The sequence below is a fragment of the Calidifontibacter terrae genome (assembly GCF_054778835.1).
The window spans coordinates 490,553-515,410 of record NZ_BAAGZF010000006.1 but is presented as its reverse complement, the minus strand read 5'-3'; the positions used below and the strand labels follow the sequence as shown (position 1 = coordinate 515,410).

Sequence of the window (24,858 nt, the reverse complement as noted above, 5' to 3'; positions counted from 1 at the left end):
CTACAAAAGCTCCCCGGCAAGCGATGAACAACGAACACACTGCCCGCTCAAGTTGGAAGTTGACTGAGGAGATCCTGTGAGCACGAACTCGCTGGCCGCACTGGCGGTGGCGTCCGACGGCAGCTATGAGGCCCCGTCCCCGAATGAGTTCTGGCAGCCGCTGATCGGCTCCGGGCACTTCGCCTTCACCCGCCCGATGGTGCTGATGGCGATCTCGGTCGTCCTGATTGCCGGCTTCCTCATCTTCACGACCCGCAAGGCTGCGGTGGTTCCGGGCAAGGGGCAGTGGATCACCGAGCAGGCCTACGGCTTCGTTCGTAATGGCATCGCCGCTGACATCATCGGCACCAAGAACTTCATGAAGTACGTCCCGCTGCTGTTCAGCCTGTTCACCGTGATCCTGGTGAACAACCTGTTCGGCATCATCCCGTTCTTCAACTTCGCCACGATGGGCCGTGTCGGATTCCCGATGGCGTTGACCCTGGCTGTCTACGTCGTCTACCACGCCATGGGTATCAAGGAGAAGGGCGTCGCGGGCTATTTCAAGGGCCTCTTCCCGCCCGGTCTGCCGAAGGCGATCTACGTCCTGGTCATCCCGCTGGAACTGATCACCTACTTCATCACCCGTCCGGTGACGTTGGCGCTGCGACTGTTCGGCAACATGTTTGCCGGCCACATGCTGCTGCTGTTGTTCATCACCGGCGGCGAATACATGGTTGTTCACGGTAGCTTCGGGATCAAGATCGCCGGTGGTGGCTCGTTCATCCTGGCCTTCGTGATGACCGTGTTCGAAGCGCTGATCGAGTTCCTGCAGGCCTACATCTTCACCATGCTCGCGGCGACTTACATTGCCGACGCGATCTCGCACGACCACTGAGACTCCCGTTCCTCGCGAGCGGTGCGCACGACCAACTGAATCAGTTCAAAACGTCGCCTGGTGAAGTGCCAGGCGGGACCACAGAAACAAACAGGAAAGAGAGTTCATCGTGACTGGCAACATCGCGATCCTCGGCTACGGCCTCTCGGCCATCGGCCCCGGTATCGGCATCGGCCTCATCTTCGCCGCGTACATCAACGGCGTGGCTCGCCAGCCGGAATCCCGCAGCATGCTGCAGTCGATCGCCATCCTGGGCTTCGCGCTCGCTGAGGCGCTGGCCATCTTCGGTCTGGTGCTCGCGTTCGTCTTCAAGAGCTAATTCGATCGCTCTCGGTATTTCCCTTGCAGCGCGGTGAGCTCGCTGCGAACCCGCTGCCGAATTAGGAGAAACCTATGCACAACCTGGCCGTGACGACGCTGAGCGTCGTGGCTGAGGACGGGCCGGGCACCAAGACCCCGATCCTGCCGGCCTATGGCGAGCTGATCTTCAGCTTGATCGCGTTCGCGATCTTGTTTGTGTTGATCAAGAAGTTTGTCGTGCCGAATCTGGAGAAGGCATACGCCGAGCGCCGCGCCGCCATCGAAGGCGGCATGGAGCAGGCGCAGGCCGCCCAGAAGGAAGCCGAGTCCGCCAAGCACGAATACGAAGCGCAGCTTGCTTCGGCTCGTGACGAGGCCGCGCAGATCCGCGAGGACGCGCGCGCCCAAGGCGCGCAGATCGTCGAGGAATCCCGGGCTCAGGCTCAGGCCGAAGCGGGTCGCATCGTGGAAGCCGGTCACCGGCAGACCGATGCGGAGCGCCAGCAGGCCGCTGCGTCGCTGAAGAGCGACGTGGGTCGGATGTCGACTGACCTCGCCAGCAAGATTGTCGGCGAGTCCCTGCACGATGAAACCCGTCAAAAGGGCATCGTCGAGCGGTTCCTGGCTGAACTGGAGTCTGGTTCGGTCAAGCCGACGAAGATCGGTTCTGAGGCAGGCAACTGATGCAGGGCGCTTCCCGGACCGCACTCGCTGCAACCCGCGCATCGCTCGGCACCCTCCTCACTGGTGGGGCCGATGCGGGGGCAACCTCGCGCGAGCTCTTCGCTGCAACCGATGTCCTCGACGCCAACACGTCGCTGCGTCGCGCACTGACCGACCCGACCCAGGAACCCGCCGCGCGGGCCCAACTGGTCGACAACCTCTTCGGGGGCAAGGTCAGTGACGGCGTCGTGAAGCTGTTGCGTCAGGTCGCCGAGCAGCGGTGGGGCAAGGATCGCGATGCCTCCGATGCTGTCGAGCATCTTGCAGTCGCTGCGGCGTTTGCTGCTGCCGATCGTCGGGGTGTTATCGACACCGTCGAGGAGCAGTTGTTCCGCTTCGAACGCACGGTCGCCGGTGACGCCGGCTTGCGTGACGCGTTCTTGGACCGCCAGCGTGCGGGCAAGGACAAGGCGGAGCTGGTTGCCAAGTTGCTCGATGGCAAGGCTGAGCCGGAGACGGCTTTCCTCGCCGAGCGGGCCGCTGAACACCCCCGCGACCGCCGTTATGGGCGGGTGCTGGAGGACTACCTCGCGGTAGCCGCCTCCGTACGCCAGCAGTTGACGGCCGTCGTGACGGCCGCCATCCCGCTGTCGGACGAGCACCGGGAGCGCCTGAGTCGTGCCTTGCACGCCCTTTACGGGCGCGATGTCATGACGAACGTCGTGGTCGACCCTTCGGTCGTCGGCGGCATCCGTGTCCAGGTCGGTGACGAGGTCATCGACGGAACCACCCTCAGTCGGCTCGAGGAGGTTCGCCGCAACTTGGCGAACTGAGTTTCACTCCTTGAGCGGGCATTACCTCGCCATTCACTGACGACTTGAGCAACGGGCCGCGGCCCACATGAAGGAGAAGATGATGACGGAGCTCTCCATCCGTCCGGAAGAGATTCGGGCAGCGCTCGACGGCTATGTGCAGACGTACGAGCCCGGTGCGGCCTCCCGTGACGAGGTCGGTCGGGTCACCACCGCCGCTGACGGCATTGCCCACGTCGAGGGCCTGCCCAGCGCGATGACCAACGAACTGCTGCAGTTCGAGGACGGAACGCTCGGCCTCGCGCTGAACCTCGACGTTCACGAAATCGGCGTGGTCATCCTGGGTGACTACGACGGCATCGAGGAAGGTCAGGAAGTCAAGCGCACCGGCGAGGTCCTCTCGGTCCCGGTCGGTGACGAGTTCCTCGGCCGCGTGGTTGACCCGCTGGGTCACCCGATCGACGGCCTGGGCGAGATCAAGGCCGAAGGTCGCCGCGAGCTGGAGCTTCAGGCTCCTAACGTGGTCAACCGCAAGTCGGTCCACGAGCCGATGATGACCGGCATCAAGGCCATCGACTCGATGACCCCGATCGGCCGTGGCCAGCGCCAGCTGATCATCGGTGACCGCAAGACCGGCAAGACCACGATCGCCACCGACACGATCATCAACCAGAAGAAGTACTGGGAGACCGGCGACCCGAGCAAGCAGGTTCGCTGTATCTACGTCGCGATCGGTCAGAAGAACTCGACCGTCGCCGAGGTCCGCGGCACCCTCGAAGAGGCGGGCGCGATGGAATACACCACCATCGTCAACGCTCCCGCGGGTGAAGCAGCCGGCTTCAAGTACCTCGCTCCGTTCACCGGTTCGGCCATCGGCCAGCACTGGATGTACGCCGGCAAGCACGTCCTGATCGTGTTCGACGACCTGAGCAAGCAGGCCGAGGCCTACCGCTCCATGTCGCTGCTACTGCGTCGCCCGCCGGGCCGCGAGGCTTACCCCGGTGACGTCTTCTACCTGCACTCGCGTCTGCTCGAGCGTTGCGCGAAGCTGTCCGACGAGCTCGGTGCCGGTTCGATGACCGGTCTGCCGATCATCGAGACCAAGGCCGGTGACGTTTCGGCGTACATCCCGACCAACGTCATCTCGATCACCGACGGTCAGATCTTCCTGCAGTCCGACCTGTTCAACGCCAACCAGCGCCCCGCCGTCGATGTCGGTATCTCCGTCTCGCGTGTCGGTGGTGCGGCGATGACCAAGGCCATGAAGGCAGTGACCGGTTCGATCAAGGTCGACCTGGCGCAGTTCCGCGAGATGCAGGCGTTCGCCATGTTCGCCTCGGACCTCGACTCCGCGTCCCGCCGCCAGCTGGCTCGTGGTGAGCGTCTGATGGCCATGTTCAAGCAGCCGCAGAACTCGCCCTACCCGATGGAGGAGCAGGTCGCTTCCATCTGGGCCGGCACCGCGGGTCACTTCGACGACATCGCCACCGAGGACATCTCGCGCTTCGAGGGTGAGTGGACCGACTACCTGCGCCGCAACAACAGCGACTTCCTGTCGGCCGTTCGGGAGAGCGCCAAGCTCGACGACGACGGCAAGAAGACGCTGGAGAACGCGATGGCGCAGTTCAAGAAGGAGTTCCGTTCCACCCCCGAACACGGTGGTGAGGGTTCGGAGCGCTTCGACGAACTGACCCAGGACCAGATCAACCAGCAGCAGATCGTCAAGCAGAAGCACTGAGCTTCGCAGACGATCACCTGACGGTTCGACAAGGAAGGAAGGCCCATGGGAGCGCAGCAGCGGATTTATCGCCAGCGCATCCGGTCGGTCCAGGCCACGAAGAAGATCACCCGGGCGATGGAGCTCATCGCCGCCTCCCGGGTGGTCAAGGCTCGGCAGGCGGTGGAGCGGTCCACGCCGTACGCGGTCGCGTTGACCCGTGCGCTGTCGGCCGTCGCCGGCCGTACGGACGTGAACCACGTGTTGACTACCGAGCGTGACAAGCCCCAGCGCGCGGCGGTTGTGATCATCACTGCCGACCGCGGTCTGGCCGGGTCTTACTCGGTCAACGCGATCAAGCGCAGTGGTGAGTTGATTGAGCACCTCCAGCAGAGCGGCATCGAATCGGTGCCGTTCCTGGTGGGACGCAAGGCGGTTGGTTACTACAAGTTCCGCCGTCGCGACTTCGCCGCTGAGTGGACCGGCTTCACCGACAGCCCGACCGCGGAAGCGGCGCGGGAGATCGGTCGCCGGCTCGCCGAGGACTTCACCAAGGGCTCGGAGGAGGGCGGCGTCGACGAGGTACACATCGTCTACACCCGCTTCGTGAACATGGTGACCCAGGTGCCGACCGTGCTGCGGCTGTTGCCGCTGGAGGTCGTCGACGGTGACGTCGATGCCGACGGCGATGGCAACGCTGATGGTCCCCAGCCGCTGTTCGAGTTCGAACCGAACCCGGAGGCCGTGCTGGAGGCGTTGTTGCCGAAGTACATCGAGTCGCGGATCTTCAACGCGTTGCTGCAGTCGGCTGCCTCCGAGCTTGCCGCCCGCCAACGTTCGATGAAGTCGGCGACCGACAACGCCACGGAACTCATCAACACCTACACCCGACTGGCCAACCAGGCCCGTCAGGCCGAAATCACTCAAGAGATCAGCGAGATCGTTGGCGGCGCCAGCGCACTCGCAGACGCCGGCTGAGCGCCCCAGGACGAAGGAAATTCAATGAGCACTGTTGCTACCGAGCACGAGGCCGCCCCGGCCCAGCAGCCCGGCGGTGTCGGTCGCATCTCGCGTGTGATCGGCCCGGTCGTCGACGTGGAGTTCAGCGTCGACACGATGCCGGAGATGTACAACTTGCTGACCACCGAGGTCGACTTCGGTGAAGGCAAGAAGAACGTCAACCTTGAGGTCGCCCAGTACATCGGCGACAGCATGATCCGCGCGGTCTCCCTGCAGCCGACCGATGGGCTGGTGCGCGGCGCTGCGGTCAAGGACTCCGGCGGCCCGATCACCGTTCCGGTGGGCGATGTCACCCTCGGAAAGGTGTTCAACACCACCGGTGAGTGCCTGAACCTGGCCGAGGGCGAGACCCTCGAGGTCACCGAGCGCTGGGGCATCCACCGCAAGGCTCCGGCGTTCGACCAGCTCGAGTCGAAGACCACCATGTTCCAGACGGGCATCAAGGTCATCGACCTCCTGACGCCGTACGTCGAGGGTGGAAAGATTGGTCTGTTCGGTGGTGCCGGTGTCGGCAAGACCGTTCTGATCCAGGAAATGATCGCCCGAGTCGCTCGCGATCACGGTGGTGTTTCGGTGTTCGCCGGTGTCGGTGAGCGCACCCGTGAGGGCAACGACCTGATGGTCGAAATGGAAGAGGCCGGGGTTCTCGGTCAGACCGCTCTTGTCTTCGGCCAGATGGACGAGCCGCCGGGCACGCGTCTGCGCGTCGCCCTGTCGGCCCTGACGATGGCGGAGTACTTCCGTGACGTTCGCGGTCAGGACGTGTTGTTGTTCATCGACAACATCTTCCGCTTCACCCAGGCCGGTTCGGAGGTGTCGACCCTGCTGGGCCGCATGCCGTCCGCGGTGGGTTATCAGCCGACGCTGGCCGACGAGATGGGTCTCCTGCAGGAGCGCATCACCTCGACCCGCGGTCACTCGATCACCTCCATGCAGGCGATCTACGTTCCGGCCGACGACTACACCGACCCGGCTCCGGCGACGACCTTCGCCCACCTCGATGCGACCACCGAGCTTTCGCGTGACATCGCCTCGATGGGTATCTACCCCGCAGTGGACCCGCTGACCTCGACGTCGCGCATTCTTGACCCGCGTTACATCGCCAAGGACCACTACGAGACGGCCGTCCGGATCAAGGGAATCCTGCAGCGCAACAAGGAGTTGCAGGACATCATCGCGATCCTCGGTATCGACGAGTTGTCCGAGGAAGACAAGATCTTGGTCAACCGCGCCCGTCGTATTCAGCGCTTCCTGTCGCAGAACACCTACGTTGCCAAGCAGTTCACCGGCATCGAGGGTTCGACGGTTCCGCTGGCCGACACCATCGAGGCGTTCACCAAGATCGCTGACGGTGACTTCGACCACCTGCCCGAGCAGGCGTTCTTCATGTGCGGTGGCCTCGACGACGTCGAGCGCCGCGCGAAGGAACTCGAGGGCTGATTTCCCTGACCGCCTCGCGGTTGAAACCCCCTGCACGAGCAGCATCGTGCAGGGGGTTTCGCGGTTTCCGGTTAGTGTTCTCCCTCGTGAACGGACTGGGATGGACGCTGCACGGTGACGGACGAACGATCGGTGAAGGCGAGGTCGTCGCTCCTGAGGAACGGCTGATCTGGCCACTGACCATCGGGATTGGCGCGCAACACATCGTGGCGATGTTCGGCGCGACTTTCCTGGTTCCGTTGCTGACTCATTTCCCGCCGGCAACGACCCTGTTCTTCTCGGGCCTCGGAACGATCATCTTCCTGCTGCTGACCGCGGGGCGGGTGCCGTCCTACCTCGGCTCGTCGTTCGCGTTCATCGCCCCGATCAGCGCGGCAACCGCCGATCACGGGATGGGTGGGGCGCTCGGTGGCGTGCTGCTCAGCGGCGTGGTGCTGGCCCTCGTGGGGGTGCTGGTGCAGGTCGCCGGCGCCGCTTGGTTGCGCTGGCTGATGCCGCCCCTGGTCACCGGGGCGATCGTCGCGCTCATCGGGTTGAACTTGGCCCCGGCGGCAAAGAACAACTTCGTCGTCTCGCCGGTGACGGCAACAGTGACGCTCGTCGTCATCGGCCTCGTGACGGTTCTGGTCAAGGGCCTGCTCGGCCGGCTCGCGATCCTGATCGGGGTCGTCGCCGGCTACCTGGTGGCCGTCGCCCGTGGCGAAGTGAAGTTCGCCGCCGTGCAAAGCGCCGACTGGATCGGCCCGCCGACCTTCCACCACCCGACCTTCCACGCCTCCGTGATCGTGCTCTTCGTTCCGGTGGTGCTGGTCCTGGTCGCGGAGAACATCGGCCACGTGAAGTCCGTTGCCCAGATGACGGGTCGCGACCTGGACGACGTCTCGGGCCGCGCGCTCATCGCTGATGGTCTCGCGACAACCCTCGCCGGCCTCGGGGGCGGGTCAGGAACGACGACCTACGCGGAGAACATCGGCGTGATGGCGGCGACGAAGGTCTACTCGACGGCGGCCTATTGGGTGGCCGCGATCGGCGCCCTGCTGCTCAGCTTCTGCCCGAAGTTCGGGGCCGCGATCGCGACGGTTCCGGCGGGGGTTCTCGGTGGGGCCGGAACGATGCTCTACGGGATGATCGGGCTGCTCGGTGCCCGCATCTGGATCGAGTCGAAGGTCGACCTGGCGAACCCGATCAACCTGACCTCGGCCGCGATTGGGCTGATCATCGGCATCGCCGATTACACCTGGAAGGTCGGCAACCTGACCTTCACCGGCATCGCGCTCGGGACCATCGCGGTGCTTGTCAGCTACCACGTGATGCGCGGCTTGAACCGGCTGACTGGTGCGGTGGCCGACCCGGAGGCTGCGGTCGAGGCCTGAGCTCGACGAGCGCAGGAACGGGTAGCTCTGCCCGCGGGCAGGTGTGCCCATGGCTCTCACGGCATCGGTCGGCGGATCGTGATGTCACAGAGGCAAGTCGGTAGCAAGAAGGTGATGAGGGGCATCACCTCGCCGACTCGCCACAGGGGGAGTCATGAACATTCGCAAGCGCACGAACATTCGCAAGCGCTCAGCCGTGCTCGGCTTGGTGGCCGCAACAGCGATGACCGGGATGGGCCTCACAGTCGCCTCCGCGGCGAGCGCGGCTACTCGAAGCTGCACCGCGACCACCCCGGCCTCGAGCCGGCCGGTGCTCCGCTACGCCGATCACGGCAGCTGCGTGACGCAGGCACAGACGCGACTGCGGGCGTACGGCGCATCCATCAGTGCCGATGGCAGCTTCGGCCCGGCGACGCTGAGCGCAGTCAGGAGTTTCCAGCGGTCCAAGGGGTTGGCGGTCGACGGTGTTGTGGGTCCGATCACCTGGTCACACCTCGTGACGGGGAGCACGCCGCCGCCGTCGTCGACCTATCGGGCCAGCCGCTGCGGCAACAATGGCAACAAGGTGCTGTTGGTCTTCGACGACACGTCGCCCAGCATGAGCAGCTTCCGGTCGCTCGTCTATACCGCGAAGGTGAACGGGATCGGCATTGGCGTCGCGCCCAACGGGAACGCGGTGGCTGCCGGTCGCGCCGACCCGGGTTATGCCCGGGCGAACGGGATGCTGGTAGTAGACCACACCTACGACCACCGCGACCTGACGACGTTGTCGAACGCGGGCATTACGTGGGAGATCACCCGCCCGCAGGTCAACAGCAACTACCTGCGGCCGCCGTACGGCGCAACCAATGCCCGGGTGAACAGCATTCTGTCCCAGAATGGAAAGTACAGCTGCTTGTGGAACCTGGACCCGCGCGACTGGGACGGGAAGTCGGCCTACAGCGCCGCGAACTACATCGTGCGCAACGCAAGGCCGGGCAGCACCGTGGTCGTTCACCTGAACCACATGGGCAAGACTCCCTCGACCCTGGCCTACATCAAGAAGGGGCTGGCGAACCGGGGGATCGCGATGTGCGCTCCCTGGTCGGGCGCGACATCGACCAGGATGCCCGCGACCTACTGCGCCTGATGCGCGAGTAGGGGGGTCAGCTTTCCTGCTCGGCCTGGCCGGCAAGCGCGATGCAGCCGCCGAGGGTCAGCACGAACCCGCCGATCATCAGCGGCCAGAAACCCGAGCGCACCCCGTCACCCAGAAAGCTCAGACCGATAACCGCCGGCACCACGGTTTCGGTGGCGAAGGTGATGGCGGTGACGGTGACCGCGCGGCCGCGGGCGAGGGCGAATCCATAGGCGAGGATCCCGACCGCGCCACCGACGATGATCGCCCAGACCTCGGGTTGCGCCAACAGGTGCCACCAGCCGTGGTCGACACGCACCACCCGGGCGCCGATTGCCAGCAGGCCGAACCCGAGCCCGCAACTGACCGCGAGCAGGTTCGCCGAACGGCCACGGTTGCGGTCGGCAGAAGCACCCAGGGCGAGCAGGAGGACGGGGATCGACGCCAGCCCGATCCAGCGCAGCCCGTTCGTCCCGATGACTCGGGCCGCTCCCTCCTGGGCGCTGATGGCCAACAGCACCAACCCAATTCCCACCACCGCGAGGGCAACGAGCTCGCGGCGGCTGAGGACGACGCCGAGGACGAAGGTTGCCAGAACGGCGGTGATCGCCACCGATGAGGCGGTCGCCGACTCGACCAGGAAGATGGGCAGGTCGCGCAACGCGATGAACGTCAGGACGAATCCGGCCGCATCGAGCCCAAGGCCCGCTGCGTAGAGCCGCCCGGACCACAACCGGCGCGGCGCGGAGATCGCCTCGGGCACAGCCGCCATCGCGCGTACGCCGAGCGCCTGAAGGATCGTCGCGGAGCCGTATGCGACAGCCGCCACCAGGGCGCAGACCAAGCCGAGGACCATGGCGATCATCCTGACAGGCGTCCCGCCCACCTAAGATCGTGGCCATGTGCGCAATCGTTGGATATGTCGGACCGGCCGGTAACGAGGGGGCCCTTCAGGAATTGGGCGCTGATGGCGGTCACCGCGTCGGGTCGGCGGGGCGCTACGCGCTTGCCTCGGTCACTGCGCCGGTGACCGCCGGCGACCGAACGGCTGTGCTCGTTGGGGATCTGTTGTCCGGCAGCGCGGATGCGCTCGCTGCCGATGGGGTTGCGGCGCTCGGCGCATTGCAGGGATCCTGGGCGGCCGCGATCTGGGACGACGCCGCCGCGACACTCACCCTTGCCCGCGACCGGTTCGGCACCCTCCCGCTCTATCTCGCGCGCGCGGGCGAGACCACCTATGTCGCTGGCAGCATCGCCGGGATTCTCGCAGCCGGCGCCGTTGACAGGGCTGTCGATGAGCGCACCCTCGCTCGATTCCTGCGCTTCGGCATGACCGACGACACCGAGCGCACCTTCTATGCCGGAATCGAACAGGTGCGCGCGGGCGAGTGCGTTGTTATTAGCGCCGCCGGGATCACCCGCCAGCCCTTGGTTCAGCCGCCAACGAAGCCCACCGCGTTCGCGAAGGCGCTCGAAGAAGCGGTCACCACCCGAGCCGGCGAGGGTGTGGGTGTCGTCGTTGACGGCGCACTCGAAACAGCGACCCTGGCCGCCTTCGCGCCACAGGCTCCGACCTACGCTCTCAAGCTGTCCGGCGCCCCGGTCAGCGGCAGCGGTGACCAGAGTCTCGAGCCGTCGGCCGACACCCTGAAGAAGGACCTCGAACAGTTCGTACGGGTGCAGCAGGAACCGGTCGTTGACGCCGGCGCTTATATCGACTTCTTCCTCAAGCGGGCCGTCGGTGGTGGTGGAGTTCTGTTGCGCGACACCGGCGCCCACGACCTGCTCGCCGGTGGCGACGACAGCGTACGAGCGCATCTGCGCGGGCAGGGTGTCGTCGGTGCGGCGCGCTCGCTGACCGCATCGCCGGCCACCGCGGCTCGACTGGGCAAGCAGGCGCTCGCCGCCCGCCGTAAGGGTGCGGGTGTGCCGGTGGAGCAGTTGCTCAGCCGCTCGCTGCGCGCCGTTGACGCAGGGGAAGCGCCGACTACGACCGGAACCACGTTGGCCGCAGGCGCCCGCGCCGCGCTCGACGGCGGCGCGCTCGCCCCGCGGCTACGCGCCGCGGCTCGCAACAGCGCGTTCTTTGGCGTGACCGACCGCCACCCCTACCTCGATGACAATGTCGTCGCGGCCGCCTTGGCGTTGTCCGACAGCGAACTGGTTGTCGCCGGCCGCGATGAGCAGGCCCTTCGCGAGGCCGCACGCGGGAAGGCTCCCGGCGCCGTTGTCGACGGTCCGTCGGCGGTGGAAATCGGACCGATCCAGCGTGAGTGGTTCACCCGGTTGAAGAGCTTCTTCTACGGCATCTTCTTGAGTGAGGAGTTCGCAAACCGCCCCTATGTCGACCAGAGCGAGGTGCTGCACGCCTTCGAAGGCTGGATCAAGGGCACCAACCCCGTTGACTCCGCGACCTTCTGGCGATTCGTCGGGATGGAGCTGTGGCTGCGCGAGTTCTTCGACGAGAAGCCCGATGATGAGCCCGCGCCGGTCCGGATCAAGACCGACCTCGAACCCAACGAGGGCAAGTCGCTGGGCCTGACCACCAGCCTGGGGGAGCAGGTGTCGCGGTTCCCGCTGCGCACCGACCTGGTCGACAAGACCACCGACATCGACGCCTACGTTGCCCAGACCCTTGACCGCTTCTTCGCCACGCTCGCCGCCGATGCCGAAATGGCGTCGGCGCTTGCCGATAAGCAGTGGTACTACTTCATCTCCGAGAAGATCATCGCCATCACGCAGGGGCGGTCCTACTTCATCTGGGACATCGAAGTCGGCCGTCCGGCGCGAGTGCTGTCCAAATACGTCACCCGCACACCCGCAGGCATCGGTCTCGGTTCGCCGTTCACCATGCAGCTGGCCATCCAGGAAGCCGGGTTGTCGCGGGTTCTCTTCGCCAGTGCCGGGGGGGCCGTCGGCAAGGTGATCGGCCGCAAGGGTCTGTTCTACGAACTCGTCGGCAACGACATTCGGGCGATCGACGGCCCGACCGAATATTCGGCCTACCCCTCGAACGTGTCGGCGAAGCTGGCGCCGAAGGACCCCAACGATGTGGCCGCCCGGATCTCGGCGATGCTGCGCGACCGGCTGCCCGAGCCGTACCGGAGCAATTTCGCTGGCACCATCGTGATGGACGCCAACGACATCGGCCGCAATGTGCTCGGCGCCGATGTCTCGCCGCCCTGGACCCGGTTCGAGGAGATGTTCGCCGACAACCCGCTCGGACAGGGTTCGGAGCAGACCCCGATGGCCGTTGTCTTCGTGCACTGACGACCGGTTCGGAGCACCCTCGTCGCGCAGGTAGACTGCACACGCACGCCCGTACCCTTGCCCAGGAGAGTCCCGTGAGCAGCCTGAACGTCCAGCTTGTCGCCGCCGACCGCATGGTCTGGGAAGGCGACGCCACGGCGGTCTACATCCGTACCGTCGACGGTGAGATGGGAATCCTGCCTGGTCACACCCCGGTGCTGTCGGTGCTCGCCGACTCCGGTGAGGTTCGGATCGACACCGTTGAGGGTGGCCGGCAGACCGCAAAGGTCCAGGGCGGGTTCGTCTCGGTCGACGACCAGAGCAAGGTGACGATCGTCTCCGACTCCATCGAGACCGCCTCCACGACTGCCTGAAACACCGGACGCGCATGGGAGAATTCCTGGTCTCTGCGGAGGTCCTCCTCGCTGCGCTCGTAGTGTGTTGTGTCCTGCTGATCGGCTGGATCGTCCTACGACGAATGCTGATCACTCGCGACCACCTCATGATCCTCATGGCCCAGCGCCGTGGGGATCTTTGGGTTATGGGGATGGCCCGCTCCACCGCACAGACGGTTGAGTGGTTCCCCGTTCTCGGCATTGGGCTAAAGCCGCGTCGGGTGTTGCGGCGTCGGGAGGTCGAGGTCGGTCCGCCGCTGCCGGTTCACGGCGTTCCGGGTGTCATCAGCGACCCGGTGCAGGTCGAGGTGCAGGCCGACGACACCACCTGGGCCTTCGCGCTCTCCCGGGGTGACTACACCCAGCTGCGCAGCTGGTCCGAGTCCTCGCCTCCCGGTTCCACCACGACGGTGATCTGAGGGCTTCTCAGCGCTCCCCGCCCGGAACCCACTGCACGTCGCCCCGCTCACCATTGGCGTGGCGAGCCAGGACGAACAGCAGATCGCTGAGGCGGTTCAAGTAGGTCGCAGTCAGCGGGTTGATCCCGCCTTCGCCCTTGGCTGAGCCAGCCGGGGCTTCCTGCGTTCCATAGGTCTCGATCGCTGCCCACGTCGATCGCTCGGCCCGGCGAGCGACCGTACGAGCAACGTGGAGGTGGGCCGCTCCAAGCGAGCCGCCCGGCAGGATGAACGAGCGCAGCGTCTCCAGTGGCTCGTTGTAGCGATTGATATCGGCCTCGAGTTGGTCGACCCATTCCTGCAGAACACGCAGCGGCGGGTATTCCGGCTCGGCAACCAGTGGGGTGCAGAGGTCTGCGCCTACGTCGAACAAGTCGTTCTGGATGCGGGTGAGCGTCGTGACGACGTCATCGTCGAGTCCGCCGGCCGCGATCGCGACTCCGATCGTCGAGTTCGCCTCGTCGGTGTCGGCGAAGGCGGCTAGGCGCGGGTCGGTCTTGCTCGTACGACTGAAGTCGCCCAGAGCCGTCGAGCCCTGATCGCCGGTGCGGGTGTAAATGCGGCTGAGGATCACCATGGGTCGATCGTCGCACGGCGCGTTGCGGCCCGCTCGGGTGGAACGTGCCGGTCACTTAACGGAGTAAGTAGAGTGATGCGCAATCGATCGAACTCTAGGAGGCAGCGATGGCCGCACGCCGCGCCACGATGGGCGATATCGCCCAGCAGTTGGGCATCTCGAAGGCCGCGGTGTCCTACGCCCTGAACGGTCAGCCCGGGGTGGCGGCGGACACCCGGCAGCGAGTATTGGCGTTGGCCGAGCAGTTGGGTTGGCATCCGAGCGCGAGCGCTCGCGCACTCTCCGGATCGCGTACGGGCGTCGTCGGACTCATCCTGTCCCGCCCGCCCGAGTTGTTGACGGTTGAGACGTTCTTCATGCGCTTCCTCGCTGGCGTGGAGCGCTCGCTCGCCAAGCGCGGCTACAGCCTGCTGTTGCGAGTCACCGGAGCCGATGTCGTCGCCGAGACCGCGATTTACGAGGCGTGGTGGGGTGAGCGGCGGATCGACGGCGCGATTTTGATCGATGAGCGCTTCCGCGACCCTCGAATGGAGGCCCTTGCCCGGATCGGCCTGCCAGCGGTGCTGCTCGGCGGTCCGGTGAAGGGTGCGACGCAGCCGATGTTGTGGACCGACCATGCCGGCGATGCTGCGCTCGTGGTGCAGCACCTTCACGACCTGGGTCACCGGCGGATCGCTCACATCGGCGGGCCGCGGGAGTTTGTCCACGAGCGAGGGCGTTCGCGTGGAGTGCTCAACGCTGCCCGTCGGCTCGGCATGGACGCGGTGAGCGTCCCGGCGACTTACACCGGTCCCGAGACCGCTCAGGTCACCCGACGGCTGCTCGATGCCGACGAGCGTCCGACAGCCTTGGTCTTCGGCAGCGAACACATGACACTCGAAGGGGTTGCCGCCGCCCGCGAGCTGGGCTTGCAGGTTCCCGACGACCTGTCCGTCGTGAGCTGGGACGACTCGGAGGTGGCCCGCCTCGTGCACCCCTCATTGACCGCATTGGCCCGTGACACACCGGCTTTCGGGTCGCTGGCGGCTGACGTGCTGCTCGACTTGATCGGCGGTCATGATCGCGGACGGGTGCAGGTGACCGCGTCCCAGTTGGCGGCGCGGGGAAGCACCACCCCACCGCGTCGCTGATCCGAGCCGAACTGAACCGGTTAACGAAATGGTAACGCCCCTGGTAACTGAACCGGGTAAGTGGTGTGATGTGGATCACGCCCGGCCGATCGGACCGAGCGCCGAAACACATTCTGGAGGTCCTCGTGAAGCGTCGCGCGGTTCCCGCAGTGCTTGCCGTCTCAGTGATGGTCGCAGTCGCGGGTTGTGGAGGTGGAAGCAGCAGCAGCGGGTCTTCCGGTGGTAGCGGTGGCAGTGGTGGTGGCTCGAAGACGATCACCTACTGGGCCAGCAACCAGGGGCCTGATCTTGCGGCCGACCAGAAGGTGCTCACCCCCGAACTGGCCAAGTTCACCAAGCAGACTGGTGTCAAGGTCAAACTGCAGGTGATCGGCTGGCCCGACCTGCTGAACAAGATTCTCGCCGCAACCACCAGCGGTCAGGGCCCCGATGTTCTGAACATCGGCAACACCTGGGCCGCGTCGTTGCAGGCGACCGGTGCCTTCCTGCCGTTCGACAGCAACGCCCTGACCGCGATCGGCGGCAAGGACAAGTTCGTTGACGCCTCGTTCGCGACCTCTGGCGCAGTGGGCAAGGACCCGACGTCGGTTCCGCTCTACGGTCTGGTCTACGGGCTCTACTACAACAAGAAGATGTTCGCCGACGCCGGCCTTCAGCCGCCGAAGACGTGGGAAGACCTGCAGGCGGCGGCCAAGAAGCTCACCGACTCCGGCAAGGGCACCTACGGGATGGCGATGGAGGGCGGCAGTTACACCGAGGGCGTGCACTTCGCGTTCATTTTCGGTAAGCAGCAGGGCGCGGATCCGTTCGACTCGAATGGCAAGCCGACGTTCACCAGCCCGGGCATGGTCGCCGGCGTGAAGCAGTACGTCGACCTGATGAGCAGCGGCGTCGTCAACAAGAGCAGCGTTCAATACAAGAACGGCCCCGAGGCTCCTGGTGACTTTGCCAAGGGCAAGGCAGCGATGTTGATGAGTCAGAACAACGCCGACAACACCCTGCAGGCCGACGGCATGAAGTCCAGCGACTACGGCGTCGTCGCGATTCCGGCGCCGATGGGTGCCAAGAAGAACACGGCGAGCTTCGTGGCCGGCATCAACCTGTCGATCTTCAAGAACACCAAGAACAAGGACGCCTCCCTCCAGCTGGTGAAGTTCCTGACCAGCAAGGAAGAACAGGCCATCCTGGACAAGCCGTTCACCGCACTTCCGGTGGTCAAGGGCGGAACGGTGAACTTCACCGACAACAAGGCTGAGGCCGATGTGTTCGCCTCGGTTTTGGCCAACCAGTCGGAGCCGTTGCCTCTCGTGGCGGCGGAGTCGTCGTACGAAACGAACGTCGGTAACGCGGTCACCCAGCTGCTCGCGCAAGCGGCCAGTGGCAAGGCCCCGACTGACGCCGACGTCAAGGCGGCATTGCAGGCGGCCCAGGACAAGATGGGCTCCGCCGGCTGATGTCGGTTCTCTCCCGACGCCCAGGGCGGCGCGCCGGCAGGTCGGTCACTCCGTGGCTGATGATCCTGCCGGCCGTCGTCCTGGAGCTTCTCATCCACATCATCCCGATGCTCGTCGGTGTCTGGATGTCCTTCGTCGAGTTGACGCAGTTCTACATCGCGAACTGGTCGGCAGCGCCGTACGCCGGTCTGTCGAGTTATCGACTGGCCCTGAACTTCGATGGCCCGCTGGGTCAGAGCCTGCTGCACTCTTTTGAGATCACGCTGCTCTACACCGTGATCGTGGTGGGCTTCGCGTGGACCTTCGGGATGTCGGCGGCGCTGGTGTTGCACCGCAAGTTCCGCGGCCGCGGCTTCTTCCGCACCCTGTTCCTGGTGCCCTACGCCATGCCGGTCTACGCCGGAATCATGACGTGGAGCTTCATGTTCCAGCGCGACAACGGCTTGGTGAACCACGTTCTGCAGCAACTGCACCTCACCGACGGACAGTCGTTCTGGCTGATCGGGAACAACGCGTTCTTCTCGATGACCATCGTCGCCATCTGGCGCTCGTGGCCGTTCGCCTTCCTGATGCTGTTGGCCGGGCTGCAGAACATCCCCGATGAGGTCTACGACGCCGCGTCGGTCGACGGTGCTGGCCACTGGAAGCAGGTCCGACACATCACGTTGCCGAGCCTGCGACCGATCAACGTTGTGTTGATCCTGATGTTGTTCTTGTGGACCTTCAACGACTTCAACACCCCGTTCGTCCTCTTCGGCGCTCAACCACCGAAGTCCGCTGACCTGGTGTCGATCCACATCTATGGCACCTCGTTCATCAACTGGAATTTCGGCTTCGGGTCCGCCATGTCGGTGTTGCTGTTGCTGTTCCTCTTGATCGTCACCGGTTTTTATCTACTCGTGGTCAACCGAAGGAGCCGCCGTGCGTGAACCGTTGTCCTTCAAGGTCTTCCGAGTGGTCGTGCTGACGTTCCTGACGGTCTTCACGATGGTGCCGCTCTATGTCCTGTTCACCGGTGCGGTGAAGCCGTTGGGAGACGTGCAGGGCGCGTTCGAGTGGTGGCCCAGCCACCCCACCTGGCGGCCGTTCGTCGACATCTGGCACACCGTTCCGCTGGGGCGCTACTTCGCCAACAGCCTGGTGGTCTGCTCGATCTCAACGGTGCTGAGTGTGATTGTGGCGATCTTCGCCGGCTACGCCGTCTCCCGTTACCGCTTCCGCGGCCGCCGGTTGTTCACCGGTGCGGTGCTCTCCACGCAGATGTTCCCCGGGATCCTGTTCCTGCTGCCGCTGTTCCTCATCTTCGTCAACATCGACAAGGTGCTCGGGACGACGGTGTTCTACCAAACCAGGACCGGTCTGATCGTCACCTACCTGACGTTCTCACTGCCGTTCTCGATCTGGATGCTGGCTGGCTACTTCGACGGGATCCCGCGCGATCTCGACGAAGCTGCGCGGGTCGATGGCTGTTCCGCGGTCGGTGCCCTGCTGCGGATCGTGTTGCCGGCGGCTCGGCCGGGCGTGATCGCGGTTGCCGTCTATTCGTTCATGACGTCGTGGGGTGAGGTGCTGTTCGCTTCGCAGATGACGAATGACACCTCCAAGACGCTCTCGATCGGGCTGCAGAACTACTCCACCGCGATCAACGTCTACTGGAACCAAGTCATGGCGGCCTCCTTGGTGGTCAGCCTGCCGGTTGTCGTCGCCTTCCTGCTGCTGCAGCGTTACCTCGTCGCCGGGCTCACCGCGGGGGCCGTGAAATGAGTGGTCCGCCGCGGCCATTCGCGAAGGTCAGCGGGCCCGAGGCTCCGCAGATCTGGCTGGGTGCGAACTTCTGGTCCCGGATCGGCGGCCCGTTCATGTGGCAGTCCTATGACGGCGACGTGGTGGCGCAAGAACTGGCTGTTCTGGCTGATCACGGTCTCGACATCACCCGGTCGTTCTTCTTCTGGCCGCATGCGATGCCCGAGCCGGACCGGCTGGATGAGGAGGTGCTCGACCGGTTCGCGGACTTCCTCGATCGACACACCGCGGCCGGGATGCGGACCATCGTGACCTTCCTGGTCGGTCACATGTCGGGGGAGAACTGGAGCCCGTCCTGGCGCCGAGACCGCAACCTCTACACCGACACCTGGCTCGTTGCTCGGCAGGCGTGGTACGTCCGGAGCGTGACGGCTCGGTTCGCCGATCATCCGGCGATCGCCGGCTGGCTGATCTCGAACGAAATGCCGATCTATGCGGGGGCGGGCACCCGCGAGCAAGTCTCGAGCTGGGCCGAACTCATGGTCCAAGCCGTACGTGCCGGCGGCGGCCGCGGTCCGGTCTCGATCGGCGATGGAGCGTGGGGGATCGAGACCACGGGCGACGACAACGGCTACTCGATCCGCGACCTCGCGGCGATGACTGACTTCGTCGGGCCACACGTGTATCGGATGGAGACCGATGTCGTTCGCTCCCACCTCAAAGCTGGGTTTGTTTGCGAACTTGCGGCGGTGACAGGGCAGCCCGTGGTGTTGGAAGAATTCGGCGTCACCTCCGACTTCGCCTCCGATGACCACGCCGCGCAGTACTACCGGCAGACGTTGCACCTCTCGTTGCTCGGCGGCGCCACCGGTTGGATTGCGTGGAACAACACAGATTTCGACAACCTCGAAGACCAGGATCCCTATCGGCACCACCCGTTCGAGTTGCACTTCGGACTCACCCGGACAGATGGCACGCCGAAGCCGCAGCTGCAGGAGATGGCGGCCTTTCGTGAGGTGCTGGACCGGGTCGATATCGCCCGCTGCGAGCGTCGACCGGCGTTGGCAACACTCGTCGTTCCCGCCTATCTGGACGGGCCGGAGAAGTTCACCTTCGAGGTGCAGGAACGGCGCGACATCGTTCTGGCCCTGGAGCAGGCCCACGTTGCGGCGCGCGAAGCCGACCTGCCGGTTCGGTTTGCCCGAGAGTTGACCGACGAACTCGGCGGAACGAACCTGGTGATCGCAGCTTCGGTCAAGGCGCTCACCGCGCCCACCTGGCGGCGGTTACGGGAGATCGCCGAGGCTGGTGCGACGGTCTACGCGTCCTACAGCGCCGGCGACAGCGCGGTTCAACGGGGACCGTGGTGGACCGGCCTAGAGGAGACGTTCGGGGTGCGGCATCAGCTGCGCTACGGGCTGATGGAACCGGTCGACGACGTCGTCGAACTGCATTTCCGGAGTGCCTTCGGGCCGCTGTCGGCCTCGGACGTCCTGCGCATCCCGACCGCTGGCGGGCCAGACGGCTGTTGCCGGTTGCCGGTCGAATCGATCGGGGCCGAGGTGATCGCCGAGGACCAACATGGCAACGTCATGCTGACCCGGCATCGGATCGGTTCCGGGCAAGCGGTGTTGTCGGCCCTGCCCCTGGAATACATCGCCGCGCGCCGCACCCGCGCCAACCCCGAACCCACCTGGCAGATCTACGACGCGCTCGTGACCGAAGCGGCCATCCAGCGAACCCACCACGTCGACGACCCCCGGGTTCTCGTCGACGGGCTCGTTCGCGACGACGGAACCGTCTTCACCTGGATCTGCAATGCATCGAACGACACAGTGACCGTTCCGTACGACGGCCGGAGCCTGGACCTCGGGCCCTACGCCATCCACGTTCTGGAAGAAAGCAGCAACCGATGACCGAAAAGCTCAGCTTGCCCGCCCACTTCGAATTCGGCGTGGCTGCGGCGTCCTACCAAATCGAGGGTGGTGTCCACGAGGACGACCGCGGCCCCTCGATCTGGGACACGTTCAGCCACACCCCGGGCAAGGTGGATGGCGGTGACACCGGCGACGTTGCCTGCGACCATTTCCATCGTTATCCCGAAGATGTCTCGCTGATGAAGCAACTCGGAGTCGACTCCTACCGGCTCTCCCTGGCCTGGCCGCGAATCCAGGCGGAGGGCGCAGGGCCGGCGAACGCCAAGGGGCTCGACTTCTACGACCGGATTGTGGATGAGCTGCTGCGCTCAGGCATCGAGCCGGCAGTGACGCTCTATCACTGGGATCTCCCGCAGGCGCTGGAGGACATCGGCGGCTGGCGTTCGCGGGATACCGCGCAGCGGTTCGCGGACTATGCGCAGATCGTCCACGAGCACCTCGGCGACCGGGTGCATCGTTGGATCACCCTCAACGAGCCGTTCTGCTCGGCGATCCTGGGCTACTCCGAGGGGCGTCACGCGCCTGGGGCGCAGGAAGGTGAGGGCGCGCTGAAAGCGGCCCACCACCTCCTTCTCGGTCACGGGCTGGCCATGCAGGCGATGCGCGAGGCCGCCCACCCGGGTGACGAGCTCGGCATCACCTTGAACCTGCAGGCGGTGGCTGCGGTCACCGAATCGCCCGAGGACGTTGCGGCTGCCGACCGCAGCCTGCTCTTGTCGAACAGGCTGTTCACCGACCCGGTACTCGCCGGCACCTATCCGGAGTTGGCTCGTTCGACGTGGGCCGGTCTGACCGGCTTCTCCTGGATTCAGGACGGTGACCTGGAGCTGATCGGGGCGCCGCTGGACTTCCTGGGAGTCAACTACTACTTCCCGAGCAACGTCGTTGCGGTCGACTACGACGAGGCGGACCCGGCTCGCCGGACGGCCGACGACATCGGCGCCAAGGACGTGATCGCCGAGGGAACCGAGCTGACCCAGATGGGGTGGGCAGTCGACGCCGACGGTCTGCGCCGACTGTTGGGCTGGCTGCGGGAGACCTACCCGACGCTGCCGCCGGTGCTCATCACCGAAAATGGTCGCGCGGTAGACGACCATGTCGACGCCGACGGCCGAGTGGTTGACACCGAACGCATCCGCTATCTGCACGATCACCTGGCGGCGGTCTCGCAGGCGATTGCCGAGGGCACCGACGTACGCGGGTATTACTGCTGGACGTTGATGGACAACTTCGAGTGGTCCTACGGCTACGCCAAGCGCTTCGGGCTGCTGCACGTCGACTACGACACACAGGTGCGCACTCCGAAGGACAGCTACTTCTGGTACCAGCAGTTCATCCGGGACCAGCACGCGCGGCGGTGAGCGACGCGCAGCCTGTGAAACTGTGCGCACCGTAGAAGGTGCGCACAGTTTCACAGGGTGCGCGTCCTTCTGGGCTGGGTGTCAGTTCGGATGGAAGCCACTGAAGTCGACGCGGCTCGACGGATTCGTCCAGTCGATGCGATGCGGGACGCCGAGACTCCGTACGAACTCCTCCGACTGCTTCTCTGTGCCCATCACGACGCTCATGTGGGTCACTTGGGAAATCCCGGCGATGTCCGCCGGGTCGAGTCCGGTCGCGCCATGGATGAAGAGATGACGAAGTTCGGGACAGGTGGTCAGGTCGAGTGCGCGGACCTTGGCAACGTCTTGGATCCAGAGCTCGGAGAGCGCGGGACACCGCAGTTGCGGGATGTTGTCCAGTTTCCGGTGGCCGACGAAGTCGAGGACACCCAGCCGCGGAGCACGCAGGACCGGCGGCCACGCAGCCGATGAGAGGTAGATCTCGGCCCGCTCTGCGGCAGGAAGGTGAAGAACGTCGAACGGCAGGCGCACCCGCCACAACTCGACGAACACGGCATCGCCGAGGAACGCGTCGTCGTCCAGCTCGCCGCGCCTCAGCCCGAAGCGTGTGATCGGCAATCGCTCCAGTTCGGCGCTGAGCGGTCTCCAGCCCGGCATCAGCAACAACGTCTCGAGAACCTTCGCCTCGGCGATGATGTCGGGCCACATGCTGCGAGCCGCGCGGTCACCTTCGCTCAGGAGCAATAGGCGCGCGATGGGCATGAGCCCTTCGAGTCCGGCCCAGCTGTCAACGAAGAGGCTGGTGCAGTCGAACGAGCGGAACCGCCGGAGCTGGGGTACCGCCTGTTCCAGCGACCGTGCGCTCCGACCGCGGTTCATCTCCTCGATACACATCCGTACGACGATGTGCGCGTCGTCCGGGGCTGCGTTCAGTTCGCGGGCGGATTCCGGCGTGAGGGCACCGCTCTCCGAGAGAACCGCTGTCAGCTGCACCATCAGCCCACCGCGGTGGCCGAGGCCCGTCGCGGATCGGCTGCCGCGCGCAGCTCGCCGACGGCGTTGCGAGACGCGGCGGCAACCCCGCCGAAATACATCGCCACGGGTTCATGGCGAACGTACGGCGCATCCAATCCGGCTGCGGCTGCTTCGAGTTCGTCATCGGGCTCGGCCTCGATGGTGATTGCACGGGTCGCGAAATCGACCGCGATGTGGCCGCGCGGAGCGTTGATGGCGTCCTGCAGCGCGATGTCACCGAGGCAATGGGCAGCCAATACCTGCATGAGCGCGGTGGTGATCCGGTCGGCGCCGGGGGAGCCGATGGCGAGCACCCCGCCGTCGTCGCGGCGACCGGTCGTCGGCGCCATGTTCGAGGCCAGCCGGGTGCCGGGGGCGACGGCATGGAGCCCATGGCGATTGAGTTCCGGCTCCCCGAGGCAGTTGTTGAGGACCAACCCGGTGTCAGGCACCGTCACGCCCGAACTGTATCCAGCCGACGAGGTCAGTGCGCAGGCGCTGCCCTGGCTGTCGACCACGCTGACGTGGGCGGTGTCCTTCGACGTGGGCAGGCTGCGCAGGTCGTTCGCCTCCAGCGTCCGGAGCAGGTCTTGGCCGGCCACCTCCAAGTCGGGCGCTGCGTCGAGGTGTTCGGCTCGGTAGGTCAGCACCTCTCGCTGGATGGCAAGGATGTCGGCAGCCGTGCGGCCGCGACGTTGCAGCAGTCGCAGCATCGTGGCCAACACCGGCCCGCCGATCGAGGGGGGTGGGTTGGTGGCGAGCAGCCAGTCGCCGACCCGATCGAGGGTGGCCGGACGGGTCGTGGCTTCGTACGCCGTCAGGTCGGCGAGGGTGATCAGGCCACCCTCGGACTGTACGTGATCGGCGATGTGCCTACCCAAGTCACCGCCGTACAGCAGTGAGAACCCTTCGGCAGCAAGGGATTCCAGAACCTTTGCCATGGGCTCGTTGGTCAGCTGCTGGCCGACGGTGATCGGCTTGTCGTTGACGAAATGGGCCGCCCTGGTCTGCGGGTCGAACGAGAAGAGAGCCTCGCCGGTGATCGCGAAGTAGCTGCCCGCGGCCGCCCCGAGCCGGTAGCCGTTGCGGGCGGCGTCGATCGCCGGCGCCATCACATCGGCCCACCCGGCGCGTCCGTGCAGTCGGTGCGCCTGCTCGAAGGCCTTGAACGACCCGGGCGTCGCCGCGGAGCCGGCGCCGGCAAAGATCGTGATGCCACCGCCGTACGCGAGGTCGACCCGGCGCAGTCCCTGGCCGAACCGCTCGGAGGGCAGGCCACGACCTGGCATCTCGCAGTTGCCGTCGACCACGATCGGGTCGCCACCGGCGGGCCACACGTTCACATAAGCGCTGCTGAGCGCGGAGACGATGCCCGGCTCACTGACGTACGTCACCAGCATCGCCGCGATCGCGGCGTCGACGGCGGTGCCGCCGAGGTGCAGGAGGCCGAGCCCGGCTTGAGCGGCGAGCGCGTTGGGCGCCGCGACCGCGCCACCGCGGTGTTTTCCGAGCTGGTCCTCAGCCATCAGAAGAGCCTCGACTCCGTGTCGTCGATGCCCTTCAGGGCGTCGTAATCGAGTGTGACGCAACGGATTCCGCGATCTGTTGCGAGGGTGCGAGCCTGCGGTTTGATCAGCTGCGCGGCGAAGACGCCCTGCACCGGAGCCAACACCGGATCGCGGTTGAGCAACTCGAGATAACGGGTCAGCTGCTCGACGCCGTCGATGTCGCCGCGGCGCTTGATCTCCACCGCGACGGTCTGCCCATCCGCGTCACGACACATGATGTCGACCGGTCCGATGGCGGTCATGTATTCGCGCCGAATCAGCGAATAGCCCTCACCGAGCGTGGTGATGTGTTCTGCCAGCAGCGCCTGAAGCTGGGCCTCCACGCCGTCCTTGATCAGACCGGGGTCTACACCGAGGTCGTGAGCGCTGTCGTGGTCGACCGAATAGATCCGCACCCGCAGGTTGTCCTCGGACTTGCTGTGCTGCACGAACCAGACTGTCTCGACGCCCTCTTCGCGCTCGGCCTCGCTGGGCTCGAGCTCGGTGAAACTGCAGGGCGGAGTCATCCAGTTCAACGGTTTGTAGGACCCGCCGTCGCTGTGGACCAACACAGAGCCGTCGGCCTTCACCATCAATAGTCGTTTGGCCTCCGGCAGATGCGCCGTCAGGCGGCCGCCGTAGTCGACACTGCACCGGGCAATCACTACTCGCACGGGTGGCAGCCTAGTGGC

At 65.5% G+C, this 24,858-nt stretch carries 23 protein-coding genes; 18 read left to right on the top strand and 5 right to left on the bottom strand.

The window, feature by feature from the left end; translation table 11 throughout:
* Positions 1-76 precede the first annotated feature (76 nt).
* From atpB to ACYU98_RS10560, 9 genes are all read left to right on the top strand, one after another.
* Positions 77-877 carry a F0F1 ATP synthase subunit A gene (gene atpB, locus ACYU98_RS10600; protein ID WP_460468173.1) on the top strand — a complete coding sequence of 267 codons (801 nt, stop codon included), beginning with the start codon at positions 77-79 and terminating at the stop codon, positions 875-877.
* A gap of 109 nt (positions 878-986) precedes the next feature.
* Complete coding sequence (gene atpE, locus ACYU98_RS10595; RefSeq protein WP_460468172.1) at positions 987-1,196, top strand: ATP synthase F0 subunit C; 210 nt, start codon at positions 987-989, stop codon at positions 1,194-1,196.
* A 74-nt stretch (positions 1,197-1,270) separates the two neighbouring features.
* Complete coding sequence (locus ACYU98_RS10590; RefSeq protein ID WP_460468171.1) at positions 1,271-1,861, top strand: F0F1 ATP synthase subunit B; 591 nt, start codon at positions 1,271-1,273, stop codon at positions 1,859-1,861.
* Positions 1,861-2,673, top strand: a complete 813-nt coding sequence (locus tag ACYU98_RS10585) for a F0F1 ATP synthase subunit delta (RefSeq protein WP_460468170.1) — start codon at positions 1,861-1,863, stop codon at positions 2,671-2,673. Before ACYU98_RS10590 ends, ACYU98_RS10585 begins: the two co-directional genes overlap by 1 nt.
* A gap of 82 nt (positions 2,674-2,755) precedes the next feature.
* Entirely contained in the window at positions 2,756-4,390 is a 1,635-nt protein-coding gene (gene atpA / locus ACYU98_RS10580) for a F0F1 ATP synthase subunit alpha (protein WP_460468169.1), read from the top strand.
* Positions 4,391-4,435: 45 nt separating this feature from the next.
* Positions 4,436-5,347: a F0F1 ATP synthase subunit gamma gene (locus ACYU98_RS10575; protein ID WP_460468168.1), complete on the top strand. Its 912-nt coding sequence runs from the start codon at positions 4,436-4,438 to the stop codon at positions 5,345-5,347.
* A gap of 24 nt (positions 5,348-5,371) precedes the next feature.
* Positions 5,372-6,829 carry a F0F1 ATP synthase subunit beta gene (gene atpD / locus ACYU98_RS10570; RefSeq protein WP_460468167.1) on the top strand — a complete coding sequence of 486 codons (1,458 nt, stop codon included), beginning with the start codon at positions 5,372-5,374 and terminating at the stop codon, positions 6,827-6,829.
* Positions 6,830-6,915: 86 nt separating this feature from the next.
* Positions 6,916-8,202: a uracil-xanthine permease family protein gene (locus ACYU98_RS10565; protein WP_460468166.1), complete on the top strand. Its 1,287-nt coding sequence runs from the start codon at positions 6,916-6,918 to the stop codon at positions 8,200-8,202.
* Positions 8,203-8,356: 154 nt separating this feature from the next.
* The gene (locus tag ACYU98_RS10560) at positions 8,357-9,331 is read left to right on the top strand and encodes a peptidoglycan-binding protein (RefSeq protein ID WP_460468165.1); all 975 of its coding nucleotides are present in this window, start codon (positions 8,357-8,359) and stop codon (positions 9,329-9,331) included.
* Positions 9,332-9,347: 16 nt separating this feature from the next.
* On the opposite strand, the gene ACYU98_RS10555 is transcribed toward ACYU98_RS10560, so the two are convergent.
* Positions 9,348-10,175: a hypothetical protein gene (locus ACYU98_RS10555; RefSeq protein ID WP_460468164.1), complete on the bottom strand. Its 828-nt coding sequence runs from the start codon at positions 10,173-10,175 to the stop codon at positions 9,348-9,350.
* A gap of 44 nt (positions 10,176-10,219) precedes the next feature.
* Between ACYU98_RS10555 and ACYU98_RS10550 the strand changes: the two genes are divergently transcribed.
* The 3 genes from ACYU98_RS10550 (at position 10,220) to ACYU98_RS10540 (ending at position 13,382) form a co-directional block, all read left to right on the top strand.
* Positions 10,220-12,589 carry an asparagine synthase-related protein gene (locus ACYU98_RS10550; protein ID WP_460468163.1) on the top strand — a complete coding sequence of 790 codons (2,370 nt, stop codon included), beginning with the start codon at positions 10,220-10,222 and terminating at the stop codon, positions 12,587-12,589.
* Positions 12,590-12,663: 74 nt separating this feature from the next.
* Positions 12,664-12,942: a F0F1 ATP synthase subunit epsilon gene (locus ACYU98_RS10545; protein ID WP_460468162.1), complete on the top strand. Its 279-nt coding sequence runs from the start codon at positions 12,664-12,666 to the stop codon at positions 12,940-12,942.
* 14 nt (positions 12,943-12,956) lie between these two features.
* On the top strand, positions 12,957-13,382 hold the full coding sequence (locus tag ACYU98_RS10540) for a DUF2550 family protein (protein ID WP_460468161.1): 426 nt from the start codon (positions 12,957-12,959) through the stop codon (positions 13,380-13,382).
* Between the two features lie 7 nt (positions 13,383-13,389).
* On the opposite strand, the gene ACYU98_RS10535 is transcribed toward ACYU98_RS10540, so the two are convergent.
* On the bottom strand, positions 13,390-13,998 hold the full coding sequence (locus ACYU98_RS10535; RefSeq protein WP_460468160.1) for a cob(I)yrinic acid a,c-diamide adenosyltransferase: 609 nt from the start codon (positions 13,996-13,998) through the stop codon (positions 13,390-13,392).
* 107 nt (positions 13,999-14,105) lie between these two features.
* Between ACYU98_RS10535 and ACYU98_RS10530 the strand changes: the two genes are divergently transcribed.
* The 6 genes from ACYU98_RS10530 to ACYU98_RS10505 all read left to right on the top strand — a co-directional run bounded on the left by ACYU98_RS10530 (position 14,106) and on the right by ACYU98_RS10505 (position 21,623).
* Positions 14,106-15,128, top strand: coding sequence for a LacI family DNA-binding transcriptional regulator (locus ACYU98_RS10530; protein ID WP_460468159.1), 1,023 nt, complete (start codon positions 14,106-14,108; stop codon positions 15,126-15,128).
* 125 nt (positions 15,129-15,253) lie between these two features.
* Entirely contained in the window at positions 15,254-16,582 is a 1,329-nt protein-coding gene (locus ACYU98_RS10525) for an ABC transporter substrate-binding protein (RefSeq protein WP_460468158.1), read from the top strand.
* Complete coding sequence (locus tag ACYU98_RS10520) at positions 16,582-17,511, top strand: carbohydrate ABC transporter permease (protein ID WP_460468157.1); 930 nt, start codon at positions 16,582-16,584, stop codon at positions 17,509-17,511. The genes ACYU98_RS10525 and ACYU98_RS10520 overlap by 1 nt, the downstream gene beginning before the upstream one ends.
* Positions 17,504-18,346, top strand: coding sequence for a carbohydrate ABC transporter permease (locus ACYU98_RS10515; RefSeq protein ID WP_460468156.1), 843 nt, complete (start codon positions 17,504-17,506; stop codon positions 18,344-18,346). Before ACYU98_RS10520 ends, ACYU98_RS10515 begins: the two co-directional genes overlap by 8 nt.
* Positions 18,343-20,241, top strand: coding sequence for a cellulase family glycosylhydrolase (locus ACYU98_RS10510; RefSeq protein WP_460468155.1), 1,899 nt, complete (start codon positions 18,343-18,345; stop codon positions 20,239-20,241). The genes ACYU98_RS10515 and ACYU98_RS10510 overlap by 4 nt, the downstream gene beginning before the upstream one ends.
* Complete coding sequence (locus ACYU98_RS10505; RefSeq protein ID WP_460468154.1) at positions 20,238-21,623, top strand: GH1 family beta-glucosidase; 1,386 nt, start codon at positions 20,238-20,240, stop codon at positions 21,621-21,623. Before ACYU98_RS10510 ends, ACYU98_RS10505 begins: the two co-directional genes overlap by 4 nt.
* Positions 21,624-21,704: 81 nt before the next feature.
* Here the strand turns inward: ACYU98_RS10505 and ACYU98_RS10500 are convergent, their stop codons facing one another.
* Genes ACYU98_RS10500 through nucS form a run of 3 tightly spaced genes read right to left on the bottom strand, consistent with a single transcriptional unit; the run spans position 21,705 to position 24,840 of the window.
* Entirely contained in the window at positions 21,705-22,601 is an 897-nt protein-coding gene (locus ACYU98_RS10500) for a hypothetical protein (RefSeq protein WP_460468153.1), read from the bottom strand.
* Positions 22,601-24,145 (bottom strand): gamma-glutamyltransferase, encoded by a 1,545-nt coding sequence (locus ACYU98_RS10495; protein WP_460468152.1) that lies wholly within the window; start codon positions 24,143-24,145, stop codon positions 22,601-22,603. Before ACYU98_RS10495 ends, ACYU98_RS10500 begins: the two co-directional genes overlap by 1 nt.
* Positions 24,145-24,840: an endonuclease NucS gene (gene nucS / locus ACYU98_RS10490; RefSeq protein WP_460468151.1), complete on the bottom strand. Its 696-nt coding sequence runs from the start codon at positions 24,838-24,840 to the stop codon at positions 24,145-24,147. Before nucS ends, ACYU98_RS10495 begins: the two co-directional genes overlap by 1 nt.
* Positions 24,841-24,858 lie beyond the last annotated feature (18 nt).

Excerpts from the sequence above, each read along its gene's own strand:
- ACYU98_RS10590 (WP_460468171.1), top strand. The coding sequence starts at position 1,271 with ATGCACAACCTGGCCGTGACGACGCTGAGCGTCGTGGCTGAGGACGGG.
- ACYU98_RS10585 (WP_460468170.1), top strand. The coding sequence starts at position 1,861 with ATGCAGGGCGCTTCCCGGACCGCACTCGCTGCAACCCGCGCATCGCTC.
- atpA (WP_460468169.1), top strand. The coding sequence starts at position 2,756 with ATGACGGAGCTCTCCATCCGTCCGGAAGAGATTCGGGCAGCGCTCGAC.
- ACYU98_RS10575 (WP_460468168.1), top strand. The coding sequence starts at position 4,436 with ATGGGAGCGCAGCAGCGGATTTATCGCCAGCGCATCCGGTCGGTCCAG.
- atpD (WP_460468167.1), top strand. The coding sequence starts at position 5,372 with ATGAGCACTGTTGCTACCGAGCACGAGGCCGCCCCGGCCCAGCAGCCC.
- ACYU98_RS10560 (WP_460468165.1), top strand. The coding sequence starts at position 8,357 with ATGAACATTCGCAAGCGCACGAACATTCGCAAGCGCTCAGCCGTGCTC.
- ACYU98_RS10555 (WP_460468164.1), bottom strand. The coding sequence starts at position 10,175 with ATGGTCCTCGGCTTGGTCTGCGCCCTGGTGGCGGCTGTCGCATACGGC.
- ACYU98_RS10550 (WP_460468163.1), top strand. The coding sequence starts at position 10,220 with ATGTGCGCAATCGTTGGATATGTCGGACCGGCCGGTAACGAGGGGGCC.
- ACYU98_RS10540 (WP_460468161.1), top strand. The coding sequence starts at position 12,957 with ATGGGAGAATTCCTGGTCTCTGCGGAGGTCCTCCTCGCTGCGCTCGTA.
- ACYU98_RS10535 (WP_460468160.1), bottom strand. The coding sequence starts at position 13,998 with ATGGTGATCCTCAGCCGCATTTACACCCGCACCGGCGATCAGGGCTCG.
- ACYU98_RS10530 (WP_460468159.1), top strand. The coding sequence starts at position 14,106 with ATGGCCGCACGCCGCGCCACGATGGGCGATATCGCCCAGCAGTTGGGC.
- ACYU98_RS10520 (WP_460468157.1), top strand. The coding sequence starts at position 16,582 with ATGTCGGTTCTCTCCCGACGCCCAGGGCGGCGCGCCGGCAGGTCGGTC.
- ACYU98_RS10510 (WP_460468155.1), top strand. The coding sequence starts at position 18,343 with ATGAGTGGTCCGCCGCGGCCATTCGCGAAGGTCAGCGGGCCCGAGGCT.
- ACYU98_RS10505 (WP_460468154.1), top strand. The coding sequence starts at position 20,238 with ATGACCGAAAAGCTCAGCTTGCCCGCCCACTTCGAATTCGGCGTGGCT.
- ACYU98_RS10500 (WP_460468153.1), bottom strand. The coding sequence starts at position 22,601 with ATGGTGCAGCTGACAGCGGTTCTCTCGGAGAGCGGTGCCCTCACGCCG.
- ACYU98_RS10495 (WP_460468152.1), bottom strand. The coding sequence starts at position 24,145 with ATGGCTGAGGACCAGCTCGGAAAACACCGCGGTGGCGCGGTCGCGGCG.